The organism is Salinispora sp. H7-4 (assembly GCF_013416675.1).
Lineage (GTDB): Bacteria > Actinomycetota > Actinomycetes > Mycobacteriales > Micromonosporaceae > Micromonospora > Micromonospora vitiensis.
The window spans coordinates 12548-29053 of sequence record NZ_JABZED010000022.1 but is presented as its reverse complement, the minus strand read 5'-3'; the positions used below and the strand labels follow the sequence as shown (position 1 = coordinate 29053).

14 protein-coding genes and 1 pseudogene are annotated in these 16506 nt (G+C 70.6%); 3 read left to right on the top strand and 12 right to left on the bottom strand.

Going from position 1 to position 16506, the window contains the following annotated elements; translation table 11 throughout:
• The 5 genes and pseudogenes from H0524_RS24765 to pepN form a co-directional block, all read right to left on the bottom strand.
• Window positions 1-330, bottom strand: a pseudogene (locus H0524_RS24765) (hypothetical protein); the annotation flags it as partial.
• 408 nt (window positions 331-738) lie between these two features.
• On the bottom strand, window positions 739-1371 hold the full coding sequence (locus H0524_RS13500; protein WP_180198958.1) for a histidine phosphatase family protein: 633 nt from the start codon (window positions 1369-1371) through the stop codon (window positions 739-741).
• Window positions 1368-1766: a ribosome silencing factor gene (gene rsfS / locus H0524_RS13495; protein WP_180198957.1), complete on the bottom strand. Its 399-nt coding sequence runs from the start codon at window positions 1764-1766 to the stop codon at window positions 1368-1370. Before rsfS ends, H0524_RS13500 begins: the two co-directional genes overlap by 4 nt.
• A gap of 109 nt (window positions 1767-1875) precedes the next feature.
• Window positions 1876-2472 (bottom strand): nicotinate-nucleotide adenylyltransferase, encoded by a 597-nt coding sequence (gene nadD / locus H0524_RS13490; protein WP_180198956.1) that lies wholly within the window; start codon window positions 2470-2472, stop codon window positions 1876-1878.
• 128 nt (window positions 2473-2600) lie between these two features.
• Window positions 2601-5114 (bottom strand): aminopeptidase N, encoded by a 2514-nt coding sequence (gene pepN / locus H0524_RS13485; RefSeq protein WP_180198955.1) that lies wholly within the window; start codon window positions 5112-5114, stop codon window positions 2601-2603.
• Window positions 5115-5179: 65 nt separating this feature from the next.
• On the opposite strand from pepN, the gene H0524_RS13480 reads away from it, so the two are divergent.
• Together H0524_RS13480 and H0524_RS13475 are read left to right on the top strand one after the other, a co-directional pair.
• Window positions 5180-5398: a DUF397 domain-containing protein gene (locus H0524_RS13480; protein WP_018216626.1), complete on the top strand. Its 219-nt coding sequence runs from the start codon at window positions 5180-5182 to the stop codon at window positions 5396-5398.
• A 212-nt stretch (window positions 5399-5610) separates the two neighbouring features.
• A complete protein-coding gene (locus tag H0524_RS13475; RefSeq protein WP_180198954.1) occupies window positions 5611-6081 on the top strand; it encodes a DUF4383 domain-containing protein in 471 nt (156 codons plus the stop codon).
• 17 nt (window positions 6082-6098) lie between these two features.
• Here the strand turns inward: H0524_RS13475 and obgE are convergent, their stop codons facing one another.
• The 6 genes from obgE to H0524_RS13445 all read right to left on the bottom strand — a co-directional run bounded on the left by obgE (window position 6099) and on the right by H0524_RS13445 (window position 14581).
• Window positions 6099-7544 (bottom strand): GTPase ObgE, encoded by a 1446-nt coding sequence (gene obgE / locus H0524_RS13470; protein ID WP_180198953.1) that lies wholly within the window; start codon window positions 7542-7544, stop codon window positions 6099-6101.
• Between the two features lie 89 nt (window positions 7545-7633).
• Window positions 7634-7888 carry a 50S ribosomal protein L27 gene (rpmA, locus tag H0524_RS13465; RefSeq protein WP_020608316.1) on the bottom strand — a complete coding sequence of 85 codons (255 nt, stop codon included), beginning with the start codon at window positions 7886-7888 and terminating at the stop codon, window positions 7634-7636.
• 11 nt (window positions 7889-7899) lie between these two features.
• On the bottom strand, window positions 7900-8214 hold the full coding sequence (gene rplU / locus H0524_RS13460; RefSeq protein WP_018728841.1) for a 50S ribosomal protein L21: 315 nt from the start codon (window positions 8212-8214) through the stop codon (window positions 7900-7902).
• A 264-nt stretch (window positions 8215-8478) separates the two neighbouring features.
• Window positions 8479-11634: an Rne/Rng family ribonuclease gene (locus H0524_RS13455; RefSeq protein ID WP_180198952.1), complete on the bottom strand. Its 3156-nt coding sequence runs from the start codon at window positions 11632-11634 to the stop codon at window positions 8479-8481.
• A 129-nt stretch (window positions 11635-11763) separates the two neighbouring features.
• Entirely contained in the window at window positions 11764-12489 is a 726-nt protein-coding gene (locus tag H0524_RS13450; RefSeq protein WP_180198988.1) for a TIGR03936 family radical SAM-associated protein, read from the bottom strand.
• 106 nt (window positions 12490-12595) lie between these two features.
• Window positions 12596-14581, bottom strand: coding sequence for a TIGR03960 family B12-binding radical SAM protein (locus H0524_RS13445; protein ID WP_180198951.1), 1986 nt, complete (start codon window positions 14579-14581; stop codon window positions 12596-12598).
• 101 nt (window positions 14582-14682) lie between these two features.
• Between H0524_RS13445 and H0524_RS13440 the strand changes: the two genes are divergently transcribed.
• Window positions 14683-15714 (top strand): hypothetical protein, encoded by a 1032-nt coding sequence (locus tag H0524_RS13440; RefSeq protein WP_180198950.1) that lies wholly within the window; start codon window positions 14683-14685, stop codon window positions 15712-15714.
• 75 nt (window positions 15715-15789) lie between these two features.
• Here the strand turns inward: H0524_RS13440 and H0524_RS13435 are convergent, their stop codons facing one another.
• The gene (locus H0524_RS13435; protein ID WP_180198949.1) at window positions 15790-16488 is read right to left on the bottom strand and encodes a 1-acyl-sn-glycerol-3-phosphate acyltransferase; all 699 of its coding nucleotides are present in this window, start codon (window positions 16486-16488) and stop codon (window positions 15790-15792) included.
• Window positions 16489-16506 lie beyond the last annotated feature (18 nt).

Sequence of the window (16506 nt, the reverse complement as noted above, 5' to 3'; positions counted from 1 at the left end):
GTGTCCCAGGTTCTCCAGCTTCGACTCCTGCAGGCTGGTGCCGATCGCCACCACGGCGGCGCGCTCGTCCATGCCGGCGGACTTGGTGGCCTCGATGATGGCCTTCACATTCGATACCTGCTCGTCGCCCAGGTCGATGCGCGACTGCTCACCCTGGGTGCCGTGCGGGATCAACGTGCCCATGTCCGGCTTCTCCGCCTGCGCCACGCCAGCAGCAGCCGCTGCGGGGGTGGTGTCGGTGAGGGTGGCAAGGGGGCCGGCGACGACACCGGTGGACAGGGCCAGACCAGCGATACCAAGGACGCTACGACGCAGAATCGTGTTCTTCATGGGGGTTGCTCCATTCGGGGGTCGACACCCACCCACCCACACGCCCGAAGGGGGGTCAGGCGGCAAAGGGGTGCAAGCACCGTCCGGCGCTCAAAGACAAGAAGGGGGGTCGGCGACCGCGGGGCCTCACAGGGCACGCGCACGGCGCCGGGTCCAGATGTAACGACCGACCGGCCACCAGCATTCCCGGCGACCTCACAGGCCACCGGCATTCCCGGCGACCTCATACCCGGTGTCACCCGCCCGAGCGGGGCACCTCCACGGCCGTACGCAGGATGTAACGCCCCGACGGCCGCCGGGATTCCACCGTCACCGTGCCCCCGACCACACCCCAAACCGGCACAGACCAGATTTCCACGCCTCAACCGAATGGGCGGCCACAAACCGGATAGCCGCTATCGGGAGCCGCTATTGGTGGCCAGCAGTGGAGTCGGCGTCGTTGCGGGGCCCGATGTTGTGTGCCCGCAGGCGCCAACCCCGCTGGTCGTCGTGCCAGAGCTCGGTCCAGTGGCAGTTGCGCAGCGAGTCGATCGTACGCAGCACGGCGGGCTCCCAGCCCAGCAGCTGACCGATGCCCTGACGGGCGGCACCAGCATGGGTGGCGGCCACCACCGTCCCACCGGGGGCCGTATCGGCGGCCTCCTGGAACGCGACGCCCAGCCGCTTACCGACGTCGTCCAAGGTCTCGATGCCGGCTCCTGGATCTGGGTGACCGGCTCGCCAGCGGGCGTACTCCTCCGGGTACTGTTCAGCCGCCTCGGTGAGCCGCAGCCCCTGCCAGGGCCCGAAATGCCGTTCCCGCAGCCGTACGTCGGTGTGGACCGGCAGCCCGGTCAGCGCGGCCAGAGCGCCGGCCGTGTCCGCTGCCCGTTGCAGGTCACTAGCGAAGATCGCATCGGGGTGGAACCCGGCGAGCAGCTGGGCGGCAGCCCGGGCCTGCTCCCGACCGAGGTCGTTCAGACCGATGTCGGTCTGCCCCTGCACCCGACCGCTGGCGTTCCAGTCGGTGTTGCCGTGCCGCCAGACGATCAGCCGAGTCATTCGGCGGCGCCGGGCTCAGCGGCGGCGAGGTCGCGGTCAACGAAGGGGATCTGCGGGCAGTCCTTCCAGAGCCGGTCCAACGCGTAGAACTCGCGTTCCTCGGTGTGCTGGACGTGTACGACAATGTCCACGTAGTCGAGCAGCACCCAACGACCGCCTCGCTCCCCCTCGCGCCGGACCGGCTTGGCCTTCTCCGGCAGCTGGAGCAGGCGCTCCTCGATTGCGTCAACGATGGCGAGCACCTGACGCTCGTTTGGGGCGGCGGCGAGCAGGAACGCGTCGGTGATGGCGAGCTGATCACCCACATCAATGATGACGATGTCCTGCGCCCTCTTGTCGGCGGCGGCCTGGGCGGCGGCGTTCGCCAGCTCGTGTGCGCGTTCGGAAACTGTCACCGTACTCCTTCGATCATGCGTGCGACCCCTTAAGCGTCTCACATGAAAGCGCGACCCGGCCGGTCGGTTACGGCGCATTCGGGCGGAAAGGGCCGCAGAGCAGGATGAATCACTGCTGGTAGAGCCGCCGCTTTGCGATGTACTGCACCACACCGTCGGGCACCAGGTACCACAACGGCTGGCCGCGGGAGACCCGGACCCGGCAGTCGGTGGAGGAGATCGCCATCGCGGGCACCTGCACCAGGCTCACCGTGTCGGCGGGCAGGTGCGCGTTGGACAACCTGAAGCCGGGCCGGGTCACCCCGATGAAGTGGGCCAACCCGAAGGCCTCGTCCAGGTCCTTCCAGGAAAGGATCTTCGCCAGGGCATCCGCGCCGGTGATGAAGAAGAGCTGCACCTTGGCGCCGTACACGGCCCGCAGGTCACGCAGCGTGTCGATGGTGTAGGTGGGGCCATCACGGTCGATGTCGACCCGACTGACCTGGAAGCGAGGGTTGGAGGCGGTGGCGATGACCGTCATCAGGTATCGGTCCTCGGCCGGGCTGACCGGCTCGTCCTCCTTCTGCCACGGCTGCCCGGTGGGGACGAAGATCACCTCGTCCAGCCCGAACCGGTCGGCCACCTCGCTCGCCGCGACCAGGTGACCGTGGTGGATCGGGTCGAACGTGCCGCCCATGATCCCCACCCGCCGGATGTCTTCCTCCACCCCGCGATCTTAAGCCGACCGCGCAGCCAGCGCCGGCGCCACCCCAGCTTCCCCACCGCCCGAGGCCGACGCGGCTCCGCCGGAAGTGGGATTGCCCCCACTGTGCCCACCGGCCGGGCCCGTGCTCCTCAGGCGTCCACCGCAACGACGGCGGTCCGGGCGACCAGCGCCCGGCGCATGTCGTCGTCCGCGTCGATCAACGTCCGACGAAGGCCCCGGGTGAGATCCCCCCGGGTGAGCAGCTTCGCGACGCCCTCCCGGGTGCTCTGCGCGACCGCATAGCGCGGAAACGCCCGCTCCGCGATCCGCTCCGCCACCCACGGGGTACGCAACCGCGAGGCGACCGGCATGTCGGCAAGGTACCGCCCGACGTACGGGGCGGTCAGCGTCGCCTGCTCCGGCTGCCAGAAGCCCTTCGCGGTAGCCTCAACCAGGCGGTTGGAGCACTCGGTGTCCGCCACGATGATCTTCCAGGCAGCCTCTTTGGCAGCCGGGTCGGGCAGGGCCGCGCGACAGCGGGCAGCCCGCTCGGCCCCAGTGGCGCTCGGGTCGGCTGCCGCCTCGGCGGCGATCTCCGCCGCACCGGCCCCACCCAGCGCCACCAGCCGCCCCAGCACCGCCCACCGCAGCTCCGCGTCGATCGCGAGCCCCGGTGGCCTGCCCTGGCCGGCCAGCCAACCGGTCAGTCGGTCCACGTCGTCGGTAGCGGCGACCCACCCTCGGGCCGCGGCGAGCTGCAGCGAACCACCGGTCGGCGCGGTGTCGAGCAGCTGCCCGGTGGCGACGGCGACCTGGGCCAGGGCCGCCTCGCGGTCGCGGGGGGTGAGGTAGCGGTTGACCAGCGATCGGCTGATTGCGACCACATCCTCGACGATCACCACCTCGGTCTCGGCCGGCAATGCGTCGGTGATCAGCTGCACCAGCTCCATCACCGGCCGCTCCCCATCAGTGACGGCGTCCAGCTCAGCTCCCCAGAGCAGCGCCCGCGCGAGCGAATCGGCCAGGCGGGGCAGCAACAGCGGTACCGCGTCCGCCGAGGCCGGATCCAGCCGGATCTTGGCATAGGTCAAGTCACCCGCGTTCGGCAGCAGCAGCTGGGCGGCCACCTGCCCGGCCAGGTCCGTGAGCACCGTGCGACCACCATCGAGGGAAGGTTCAAGGTCCACCAGGCGGTGCTGCACGGTGCCGTCAGCGGCGTACCGGGCGACGCCGACCCGGTGTGGGCGCAGCACCGGGTGGGACTCCGGCCCGCTCTGCACCAGGGCCACCTCGGTGTATCGGCCATCGGCATCGAGCGAGACCTCCGCCCGCAGCGTGTTGACCTGCGCGGTACGCAGCCAGCACCGGGCCCATCCGGTCATGTCGCGCCCGCTGGCCGTGGTCAGGCTGGCCAGCAGGTCCGCCAGGGTGGCGTTGCCGAACCGGTGCTCGGCGAAGTACGCGTTGAGCCCGGCCAGGAAGTCGTCGTCGCCGAGCCAGGCCACGAGCTGGCGCAGCACCGCGGCGCCCTTCGCGTACGAGATGCCGTCGAAGTTGAGCATGGCCTGGGCGGCGTCGGTCACCTCCGCCGGGGCGACCGGGTGGGTCGACGGGCGCTGGTCGGCCGCGTACCCCCAGATCTTGCGCCGCATCGCGAAGCTCGTCCAGCCGCGATCGAAGCGGGTGGCCTCCGCGGTCACCCGGGTGGCCAGGTACTCGGCGAACGACTCGTTCAACCACAGGTCGTCCCACCACCGCATGGTGACCAGGTCCCCGAACCACATGTGCGCCATCTCGTGCGCGATGGTGCTGGCCCGCCACTCGCGCTCGCTCTCGGTGACCGCGGACCGGAAGACGTAGTCGTCCCGGATGGTCACCAGTCCCGGATTCTCCATCGCCCCGGCATTGAACTCCGGTACGAACGCCTGGTCGTACTTGCCGAACGGGTACCGCTGCGCGAAGAGCTGGTGATACCGGTCCAGACACTGCTTCGTGACCGTGAGGATCTCGTCGACCTCCGCGTCCAGGTGTGGCGCGAGCGACCGACGACACCAGACGCCGAGCGGGATGCCGTCATGCTCGTCCCGGTGGACGTACCAGGGCCCGGCGATCACCGAGACCAGGTACGTGGCCAGCGGTTCGGTCGGGGCGAACTCCCACCGCCCTGGACGCGGCGAGGCAGCCAGTACGCCGTTCGCGGCGACGGTCCAGTGCTCGGGGGCGGTCACCGTGAGGGTGACCGGGGCCTTGAGGTCGGGTTGGTCGAAGGCGGCGAAGATGCGCTGGGCATGGTCGAGGAAGGACATGGCGTACAGGTAGGTCTCCCCGTCGGCCGGGTCGACAAAGCGGTGCATCCCCTCAGCGGTGTTGGTGTACCCCATCTCCGCCTCGACCGTCAGCGTGTTCCGCTCGGCGAGGCCGGTCAGCGGCAGCCGGTTGTCGACCAGCAGGGCGGGGTCAAGGTCGGTGTCGTTGATTCGGACCGAGCGCAGCCGCTGCGGCTGGCACTCGACGAACGTCCGGGTACCGGGGGTCGCCCGAAACCGGATGGTGACCTGCGAACGAAATCCTTCGTCGCCGGTCACGTCGAGGTCCACCTGATAGGACTCGACGGAAATCACAGCGGCGCGCGCGGTCGCCTCTACGCGGGTAAGGCTCGGCATCCGCTTATCCTGCCCGATGGAACAATACGAATTGCCCCCGAACCACGGCACAGGAGGAATGCACCATGACGACGCACCCCAAAGGCGACTTCGATGTCTCGCGGGCCGTCTGGCAGCGAGCCGAGGGCGACACCTCCGAGGCCGCCGTCGAGGTCGCGTTCGTCGACGACCTGATCGGCATGCGGAACTCCGCCGAGCCGGACGGGCCGGTACTCGTGTTCACCCAGGCCGAGTGGGACGCCTTCGTCGCCGGCGCCCAGGACGGCGAGTTCGACCTGGACTGATTCGCTGGACCGCCTCGGCCTGGATCGACGGTCCGGGTCGAGGCGGTGCGTCCGCCCCCCTTCGCCCGCACACCCGGGTTCCGGCCAGCCGTCGGTCTGATCGACCGTTTGGCTGCGGAGTCCGCTGGTGGGACCGGACAATGATGGACTGTCGGGTCGGGGGTGAGCCCGCGCCACGGCGCCATGGGCCGCGGATCGACGGAGGTGCAGGCATGGCAGAGCAGCCACGAGCGCGGTCGCGGACCGGGCTCCAGGTCGCGGCCCTCGCTGTGGCGGGAATTCTCCTCCTACTGGGAGTGCTCGGGTTCGTGCCCGGGATCACCACCGACTATGCCGAGTTGCGGTTCGCCGGGCCAGACTCCGAAGCACAGCTGTTTGGCCTGTTCCAGGTCTCTTTCCTGCACAACATCCTGCTCCTGGGCTCCGGCCTCGCCGGCCTGCTGCTGGCCCGCCGGGTAGGCGGGGCACGGGTCTTCCTCACCGTGGGTGGTGCGCTCACCCTCGCCCTGTGGATCTATGGACTCATGATCGACCGGTCCAGCGCGGCGAACGTGATTCCGGTGAACGACGCCGACAACTGGCTACACCTCGGTCTCGGCTTCGCGATGCTCGTGCTCGGCCTGCTCCTGTCCAACCAGAAAGGCACCGGGGGCCGGCTCGACACTCCCCTGGACCGGCCCTGACCAGCCGCTACGGTCAGTCACTCCGCGTCGTCGCCGACCGGCTCGCCGGTTTCGGCCTCATCCTCCGGGCGCTGCCGCCGGGACTTGCGGGCCGCCAGCCGCTCGGCGGCCGACGGCCGCTCCGACTTCTCCGCCAGCCGCTGGTCACCGCCGCGTATCCCGGGGACGAACTCGGTGTACAGCGTCGGCTGCCAGTCGAACTCGCGTTCGCCGATTCGGACCAGGTCGCCCGCCTGCGCACCGGCCTTGCCGAGCTTCTCCTCGACGCCCAGCCGGGCCAGTCGGTCAGCCAGGTAGCCGACCGCCTCCTCATTATCGAAGTTCGTCTGCCGGACCCACCGTTCCGGGCGGGTACCCCGCACCACCCAGGCACCGTCCGGCCCAGCCTCCACGGAGAAGCCCGCGTCGTCGACCGCCTTGGGCCGGATCACGATCCGGGTGGGCTCCGCCGGCGGTGCGGCCGCACGCGCTGCCGTCACCAGTTCACCCATGGCGTACATCAGGTCCTTGAGCCCGGCCCGGGTGGCCGCCGAGACCTCGAAGACGCGGAAGCCGCGGGCCTCCAGCTCCGGCCGGACCATCTCGGCCAGGTCCCGCCCGTCCGGCACGTCGACCTTGTTGAGCGCGACCAGGCGCGGCCGATCAACCAGCCCACCGTACGCGGCAAGCTCCGCCTCGAGGGCGTCGATGTCGGCCACCGGGTCGCGCTCCGTCTCCAGGGCCGCGGTGTCGACGACGTGCACGAGCACCGCGCAGCGCTCGATGTGCCGAAGGAACTCCAGGCCGAGCCCCTTGCCGGTGGCCGCGCCCGGAATCAGTCCCGGTACGTCCGCGACGGTGAAGGTGTGGTTGTCCGCTCGGACCACGCCGAGGTTCGGTACCAGGGTGGTGAACGGGTAGTCAGCGATCTTCGGCTTCGCGGCCGACATCACCGAGATCAGCGATGACTTACCCGCGGACGGATAGCCGACCAGACCGATGTCGGCGACGCTCTTCAGCTCCAGCACCACGTCCATCTGGTCGCCGGGCTCGCCCAGCTCGGCGAAGCCCGGCGCCTTGCGGCGGGCGTTGGCCAGCGAGGCGTTACCCCGGCCACCGCGCCCGCCCCGGGCCGCCTCGAAGGTCGTCCCGGCACCCACCAGGTCGGCGAGGACCGTACCGTCGGCGGTCTGCACGACGGTGCCGTTGGGAACCTTGAGGACCAGGTCGACGCCGTTCGCGCCGTCCCGGTTCGAGCCGGCCCCGCCCCGACCGTTTGCGGCCTTGACGTGCGGGCGGAAGTGGAAGTCGAGCAGCGTGTGCACCTGCGGATCAACCACCAGTGAGACGCTGCCGCCGTGCCCACCGTTACCCCCGTCCGGACCACCGAACGGCTTGAACTTCTCCCGGTGAACCGAGACACAGCCGTGCCCGCCGTCGCCGGCCTGCAGGTGCAGGACGACCCGGTCAACGAACGTCGTCACGCCACCAATCCTTCCAGCGGGGGGTGTACTGAGCACAAGAAAGCCGAAGCGGGCCGGGACACCAGGTCCACGGCCCGCTTCGCCGGAGCCTACTGCTGCGGAACGATGCTGACGGTCTTGCGACCGCGCTTGGTACCGAACTGGACCGAACCGGCGGCCAGCGCGAAGAGCGTGTCGTCCCCGCCCCGGCCGACCAGGTCACCCGGGTGGAACTTGGTGCCGCGCTGGCGGATGATGATCTCGCCCGCGCTGACGAGCTGACCACCGAAGCGCTTCACGCCGAGCCGCTGGGCCGCAGACTCACGACCGTTACGCGAGCTGGACGCACCCTTTTTGTGAGCCATTGGAGGACGACCTACTTCCCGCTGGAGATGCCGGTCACCTTCACCTGGGTCAACGGCTGACGGTGACCCTGGCGCTTGTGGTAGCCGGTCTTGTTCTTGAACTTGTGGATCCGGATCTTCGGGCCCTTGGTGTGCTCGGCGATCTCACCGGACACCTCGACCTTGGCAAGCTTCGCCGCGTCGGTCACCAGGTCGTCACCGTCGACGAGGAGCACCGCGGCAAGCTGCACCGCGTCACCGGGGGCACCGGCGAGCTTCTCGACCTCGATCACGTCGCCCTCGGCGACCTTGTACTGCTTGCCGCCGGTCTTGACGATCGCGTACATCGGAGGCGGACTCCCTGTCGTTGAGGCTGCTGGCGGTCGTTTCCCACGGCGGCTCGCCGGATGACACAAGGCACGGCGGCGCGGGCACGCGGGAGGTCGGCACACCAAAGTGCGCCGCTGGCAAGCGTACGCCATGGTCCGGAGCTCCCCCAAACCGGCCGGCCGAAACGCCCGCCCTACCCGGCAGGAGGGCGCGCCGACCGGACCCGCGGGGCGGGTTCCGGTCGGCGCGGCACCGCCGTCAGGGGCGGGTACGACGCGCGGTCAGGGGCGGGTACGGCGTCGTGCACCGCCCCGGCGGGAACGCCGCCGGCCCGCGGTTTCGGGCTCCTCGCCGTCCTCGCCGCCCACCGCGTCCGGGTCGTCGGGCGCCGCGAGCCGCGCCATGTCGCCGCTCTGGCTCGCTACCGCGCTCGGGGCAGCCGGTGTTTCCACCTCATATCGGGACAGGTCATAGCCCATCGTGTCGTAATAGTCAGCACCGGACGTCGTGGCGGTGGCCTCCGGGGTGGTGGCCTCCGGGGTGGTGGTAACGGCACCCCGGGCCTCCTCGCCCTCGGCCACGGTCCGCTCGGCGGCGGAAGTTCCCTTCCGCGCCCGCCGGCGGGACGACCCGCCCGACTCGGCCGGCGCCACCGCCTTGACCTTCTCTCCGCTGCCGCCCGCACGTGGCTTCTCCGGCACCGGCTCGGTGTGCAGGATCAACCCACGACCCTTGCAGCACTCACAGGTCTCGCTGAACGCCTCCAGCAGGCCGGCACCGATCCGCTTCCGGGTCATCTGCACCAAACCAAGCGAGGTGATCTCCGTCACCTGGTGCTTGGTGCGGTCCCGCCCCAGGCACTCGGTCAACCGACGCAGCACCAACTCCCGGTTCGACTCCAGGACCATGTCGATGAAGTCGATGACCACGATGCCGCCGATGTCCCGCAGCCGCAGCTGCCGGACGATCTCCTCGGCGGCTTCCAGGTTGTTCCGGGTAACCGTCTCCTCCAGGTTCCCACCGGCACCGGTGTACTTACCGGTGTTCACGTCCACCACGGTCATCGCCTCAGTACGGTCGATCACCAGGTGTCCCCCGGAGGGGAGGAAGACCTTGCGGTCCAGACCCTTCAGGATCTGCTCGTCGATCCGGTACTCGGTGAAGACGTCCACGGTGCCCACATGCCGGCGAAGCCGGGCGACCAGGTCCGGCGAGACGTGCGACAGGTACGACTCAACCAGGTCGTACGCGCCCTCACCCTCAATCACCAGCTCCCGGAAGTCCTCGTTGAACAGGTCCCGGACAACCCGGATGACCAGATCTGGCTCCTCGTAGAGCAGCACCGGCGCACCGCCTCGGCCCGCCTTCGCCTGGATTTCCTCCCACTGCGCCTGCAACCGCTTGACATCCCGCGCCAGCTCGTCCTCGGTGGCGCCCTCGGCGGCGGTACGGACGATCACGCCCGCTCCCTCCGGAACCAGCTTCTTCAGCGCGTCCCGCAGGCGCTTGCGCTCGTTGTCCGGCAGCTTGCGGCTGATCCCGGAGGCGTTGCCGCCCGGCACGTAGACGAGGTGCCGGCCGGAGAGCGCCACATGGCTGGTCAGCCGGGCGCCCTTGTGTCCGATCGGGTCCTTGGTGACCTGCACCAGGACCGAATCACCGGACTTGAGGGCCTGCTCGATAGAGCGGGCTCGCCCCTCCAGCCCGGTGGCGTCCCAGTTGACCTCACCCGCGTACAGCACGGCGTTGCGGCCACGCCCAATGTCGACGAACGCCGCCTCCATGCTGGGCAGGACGTTCTGCACCTTGCCCAGATAGACATTGCCGGCCATGGTGACCGACGAGTTACGGGTGACGTAGTGCTCGACCAGCACCCCGTCCTCCAGTACGGCGATCTGTGTCCGGTCGCCCCGCTGTCGGACCGCCATCACCCGGTCCACCGCCTCCCGGCGGGCCAGGAACTCTGCCTCGCTGAGGATCGGCGGCCGGGTCCGGCGCTGCTCGCGGCCGTCCCGGCGGCGCTGGCGCTTGGCCTCCAGCCGGGTCGAGCCGGAGACGCCCTGTACCTCGTCAACGGTGCGACGCGGCTCCCGGATCTTGACGACCGTGGGCACCCCGTCCTCTGCGGCGGCCTCCACATCTCCGGCACCACGTCGGCGCCGACGGCGGCGACGCCGGGTCAACCCGTCGCCTCCTCCGGCCTCGGCCTCGTCGTCCTCCTCGGCCTCCGGCTCCACCGCCTCGGTCTGCACAGCGGCCTCCTCGGCCTCCTGCTCCTCGACCTCGTCGGCCTCGTCGGCGCCTCCCTTGCCCCGGCCACGCCCACGACGACCCCGCCGACGGCGACGCCGGCCACCGAGGGTGTCGTCCTCGTCCTCATCCTCGGGGACCTCCCCGGCCGCCTCGACCTCCTCGGCCTTCCGGTCCTCCCCGGGCTCGACGGCCTCGGCCTCGGCCTCCGCGGACTCGCCGCTGCGGCGGCCCCGCCGGCGGCGCCGCGACGTCTCGACCGGCTCCTCCGCGGCCGGCTCAGCGGCCGACTCCGCGGCGGCCGGCTCCGCGGCGGCCGCTGCCTCGGCGGCCCGGGCCGGCACCGGCTCCTCGGGCAACGGAGCCATAAACAGCACTGTTGGGGCGGAGAGCCGGGCGCGTCGACCACGGGCCGGGCGCTCCGGCTCGACCGGGTCGGCTACCGCCACCCCGGGCGGCACCTCCCCCACCGCGGCACCGCCGGGTGGAGTTGACTCGGTCTGCTCCTCCTCAGTCGCGGCAACCGGTTCGGGTGCGGTTGGCTCAACCGGAGCAATCGGGTCAACCGGAGCAGTCGGCTCGACGGGAGCAATAGGGTCAACCGGAGCAGCGGCCTCAGCCGGAGCAGCCGAGTCAGCCGGCGTGGAGGTTGGCTCGACCGGCGCGGGGGCGGCGGTCTTCTTGCGGCGGGTCCGCGTCGCCTTCACCGGCCGCACGGTGTCCGCCGCCGCCTCCTCCGGCGCGCCGGAGGCCGGTACCGGCTCGGCCGGCGCCTTGGCCGTCGTAGCCTTCCGACGACGACGCGTCGCCTTCGTCGGTGACTCACCGTCGCCCGCGATCGGGGCAAGCACCTCGGCCTGGGGTGCCTCGCCCGCCCCCGGCGCGGCGGCGCTACCCGCCTCGATCGGCGCCTCACTCTGTTCTGGTCGGCTGACCGGGGTCACCCGCTTGCGGCTGACCCGCTTGCGGACCCGGGTCGCCGGCTCGGCCGCGCCGGTACCCACCGCCTCGCTCGTCGTTGGGCCGGTCGACTCCGGGGTGTCCCCGGCGGGTTCCCGGGCACCCCGGTCGCCCTTCTCCGACGCGGTGCTCGCGGCGGCGGCACTGTCGCCAACACGGTGTTCGGCGGTCTCGCCATCCGGGTGGAAGCCGGTGCGTTCGCCGCCCTCGGGCTCGTTCTCGAGCATGGACGTCTCCAGTTCTGGCTACCCCGGGCGCGGGTGAGCGCTGCCACGCAGGGTCGCCGCAAAAGGTGTTTCCGCCAGTCGCGATCGACGCGACCGGCGAAGTCTGCCTAGCCAGACACCGACCGTCGGTCAGCGTCCACCGATAACTGCCCCGTCGCGGCCCGCGTCCAACGGATCCGCGATCGCACCCTGCGTGGTCAGCGTGCCCTGAGCCAGCCGGGTCACCCGCGGCGACACCGGCGGCTCCAGGTCGGCCACCACGCGGAGGCCGGAAAGGACGTCATCGGGTCGAACAGCGGGAGTGACCTGCCGCACGACCAGCTCGAGTATCGCACACGGTACTGCCACGGCCTCGGAAGGTGTCTCATCCGACATGATCACATTGACATCGATGACAGCTGCCCGAGCGTCAAAAGTCCGCCGGCCCTGCTTGGTCATCCGCTCGACGAAGACCTCGTCCGCGGCGGTGAAGGCGGCCACCGCCGCGCGCAGCACCTCCGGGTCCATCTCCGGCAACTCGATCCGCCAGTGCGCCGCCTCGATCCGGTCGACCAGGCTGCCGCCGGTCGCCACCACCGCCTCCAGCACGTCGAGTCCGGGCGAGAGGGCCGCGTCAAGCGCAGCCCGCAACGCCGCCGGGTCGACCGGCTCCCGCAACCCGATCTCCAGGTACTCGGCCTCGCTCGCCACACCGGTCGGCGCGGCGCTGGCATAGGAGATCTTCGGGTGCGGGGTAAAGCCCTGGGAGTAGGCCATCGGTACGCCAGCCCGACGCAGCGCCCGCTCGAAGGCGCGCGCGAAGTCTCGGTGCGAGGTGAACCGCAGTGGCCCCCGCTTGGCGTACCGGAGGCGAATCCGCTGGACGACCGGCGCCTGCCCGCCCTCCGGCTGTCGTTTCCTACTGATCGTTGCGCTCCTCGGTTTCAGGCCGACGACGGTCGCCGGTCCCCGGGACCTACTGCTACTGCTGGGCGTCGCTGGGCACCCGCAGTCCGTTGACCGGGGTCAACGGGAGCAGTTTCCTACCCGTCGGGCCGATCTGGATCTCGGTGTCCATGGCCGGACAGACACCGCAGTCGAAGCACGGCGTCCACCGGCAGTCATCCTGCTCGTACTCGCCCAGGGCGTCCTGCCAGTCCTGCCAGAGCCAGTCCTTGTCCAGGCCCGAGTCCAGGTGGTCCCAGGGTAGGACCTCCAGCTCGTCGCGCTCCCGGGTGGTGTACCAGTCGAGGTCGACGCCGAAGTCGGGCAGCACCTCCGCGGCGGCCTCCACCCAACGCTGGTACGAGAAGTGCTCGCTCCAGCCGTCGAACCGGCCGCCGTTCTCCCAGACCCGCCGGATCACCGCGCCAACCCGGCGGTCACCGCGGGAGAGCAGGCCCTCGATCAGCGACGGCTCGCCGTCGTGGTAGCGGAAGCCGATCGCCCGGCCCAGCGAGCGATCCGCGTTGACGGCCTGCTTGAGCAGCCGCAGCCGATTGTCGATGACCTCCGGCCGGGCCATCGCGGCCCACTGGAACGGGGTGTGGGGCTTCGGCACGAACCCGCCGATGGAGACCGTGCAGCGGATGTCCCGGCTGCCGGTCGCCGCACGGCCGGCCCGGATCACCTCGTGTGCCATCGCCGCGATCTCGAGGACGTCCTCGTCGGTCTCGGTCGGCAGGCCGCACATGAAGTAGAGCTTCACCTGCCGCCAGCCGTTGGTGTAGGCGGTGACGACGGTCCGGATGAGGTCTTCCTTCGACACCATCTTGTTGATCACCTTGCGGATCCGCTCCGACCCGCCCTCCGGGGCGAAGGTCAGACCGGTCCGCCGGCCGTTGCGGGCCAACTCCTGCGCCAGGTCGATGTTGAACGCGTCCACCCGGGTGGAGGGCAGCGAGAGCGACACGTTGGTGCCCTCGTACTGCTGGGCGAGGCCGGAGCACATGTCGCCGATCTCCGAATGGTCGGCCGAGGAGAGCGAGAGCAGGCCCACCTCGTGGAAGCCGGAGAACTCCAGCCCTTCCCGCACCATCTGCCCCACCGTGGTGATCGAGCGTTCCCGCACCGGGCGGGTGATCATGCCTGCCTGGCAGAACCGGCAGCCCCGGGTGCAGCCCCGGAAGATCTCCACCGCGTACCGCTCGTGGACCGTCTCCGCCAGGGGCACGAGCGGCTTCTTCGGGTACGGCCACGCATCCAGGTCCATCGTCGTACGCTTGTGCACCCGAAACGGCACGTCCGGGCGGTTCGGCACGACCCGCTGAATTCGGCCGTCGGGCAGGTAGTCCACGTCGTAGAAGCGCGGCACGTAGACGCTCTCGGTGCGGGCCAGTCGCAGCAGCAGCTCGTCCCGACCGCCGGGAGAACCCTCCGCCTTCCACTCCCGAACGATCGTGGTGATCTCCAGGACCGCCTCCTCGCCGTCACCGAGCACCGCGGCGTCAACAAAGGTGGCGATCGGTTCCGGGTTGAACGCAGCGTGGCCACCGGCGACGACCACCGGGTCGGCGTCGCTGCGGTCGGCGGCCAGGAGCGGAATTCCCGCCAGGTCGATCGCGGTGAGCAGGTTCGTGTAGCCGAGCTCGGTGGCGAAGGAGACGCCGAAGACGTCGAAGTCCCGCACCGGGCGGTGCGCGTCAATGGTGAACTGCGGCACCTGGTGGGCGCGCATCAACCGCTCCAGGTCCGGCCAGACCGCGTACGTCCGCTCGGCGAGCACGTCGGGCTGCTCGTTGAGTACCTCGTACAGGATCTGCACGCCCTGGTTGGGCAGGCCGACCTCGTACGCGTCGGGGTACATCAGGGCCCAGCGCACGGCGGCCGTGTCCCAGTCCTTGACCACCGCCCCCAACTCACCACCGACGTACTGGATGGGCTTGGCGATCTGGGGCAACAACGGCTCCAGCCGGGGCCACACGGAGTTGGCCACGGCGCTGCGCGGCGTGGTGGACGGGGCACTCATGATGCTCAAGGGTACGCGCCCGACCACGAGCCCAACGGCGGCGGCTCACGGACGGGGGTACGTCGGTACTAGCCTCGGGTCGCCGAGAGGAGATTGACACGATGCCGGAGCCGACCAACGCCGAACCGGACGGCCCGACCCCGACCCGGAGGTTCCCTGCCGACGGGAGCGCCCCACCACCGGCTCCCGCCGGGAGCGGGTCCGCTGCCGTGCCACTGCCACGCCGCCAGTCCCGGGAGGAGTCGATCAAGCCCGCCGCGGCGGCGGGACGCCCGGAGGCACCGGAGGACCAGACCCCGGTTGATCCGTGGGCCGGCACCGACACCACCGGGTGGGACCTGCTCTCCATCGAACTGCCGCCGAGCCCGCCGACCCCGTCGAGCCCACCGACCCAGCCGACCCAGCCGGCCCCGCCGACCCCGTCGGCCCCACCGACCCGGTTCCCTTCGCCGGCCGCACCGGCTCCCACCGGCGCTCCCGCCTCATCTGACCACAGCTACCCGGCCCCACGGCCCGCCGGCTCCGCCAGTCCACCAGCACCCGGTCAGCCGACATCGAAGCCAACCGGTGCGGCACCGAGCCGCAAACGGCGGAAGTGGCCCTGGGCACTGCTGTTCGTCATCGCGTGCTGCTGCGGGGGCCCGGCCTACTGGGTGACACCGGTGCTCAACCAGTTCCCGGCGCACGCCGCCCTCCCGACCGCCTTCGGGGACCTGCACCTACGCGAGGACCACCACAGCACGCAGATCGCGGCGGAGTTGGCGCGGCAGGTGGACGAGGCGCACTGGACGGCCAGCGACACCTTCGCCGGCATATACCGCACCGGCGCCGGCAAGCAGGTGACGGTCTTCGGTAGCACCGGCCTCTGGCTCGCGCCGAAGTCGGCAGCGGAAGCCGAGATGGAGCGGCTCACCGGCCAGTACTCGCTCGACCCGTCGCAAGCCGTCGGGACCGGGGTCCGCGGTCGGCACGGACGCTGTGCTCCTGGTCACGACGACGGCACCGGCGTCGTGGTCTGCACCTCCGTTGACCACAGCAGCATCGCCACCGCTGTCTTCACCCGGCTCTCGGTGCCAGACAGCGCCACCCTGCTCGACGCGCTACGGAAGCAGATCGTCGTCCAGTCGAACTGACCCCTCCGGCGTCCGTTCCCGCGACTCGGCCCGGCGGGGTCAACCAGCCGGGGCCTCCGCTCCTTCGGCGTCGGTTCAGACCGGGCCCGGTTCCCCGTCCACCGGCGGACGCCCACGTGCCGGCGCGTACCGCGGGACATACTCCTGACCGGTGAGCTTCTGAATCTCGCTCATCACCTCATCGGTCATGACCCGCAGCGAGCTGCGGTCGTCCGACCGCCCGGTGTAGTCCAACGGCTTGCCGAACCGAACGGTGATCCGCCCGGTGAAGGGGCGAGGCACCCGCGCACCGATCGGCTGCACCTTGTCGGTGCCGATCATGCCGACCGGGATGATCGGCACCCCCGCCGACACCGCGAGCCGGACCGCACCGGTACGTCCACGGTAGAGCCGCCCATCCGGGGAGCGGGTCCCCTCCGGGTAGACGACGACGAGGTCGCCGGAGCGAAGTGCGGGGATGGCCGCGTCGAAGGCGGACAGCGCCGCGCGCCCGCCGCCCCGCTCGACCGGGATGGCACCGAGACCGGTGAGCAGGAACTTGGAGAACCGCCCCTTCAGCCCGGCGCCCTTGAAGTACTCGGACTTGGCCCAGAAGGCCAGGTGCCGGGGGACCGTCGTGCCGAGGAAGAGCTCGTCGGCGACCGAGAGGTGGTTGCCAGCGAAGATCGCGCCGCCGGTCTCCGGCACGTACTCCAGCCCTTCCACGGTCGGACGGAAGCCCAACCGAAGCGCGGGCCCCAAGGTGAGCTTGCCGATGGTGTAGAGCAGCGGCACTGGTCCTCCGGCAGGTCG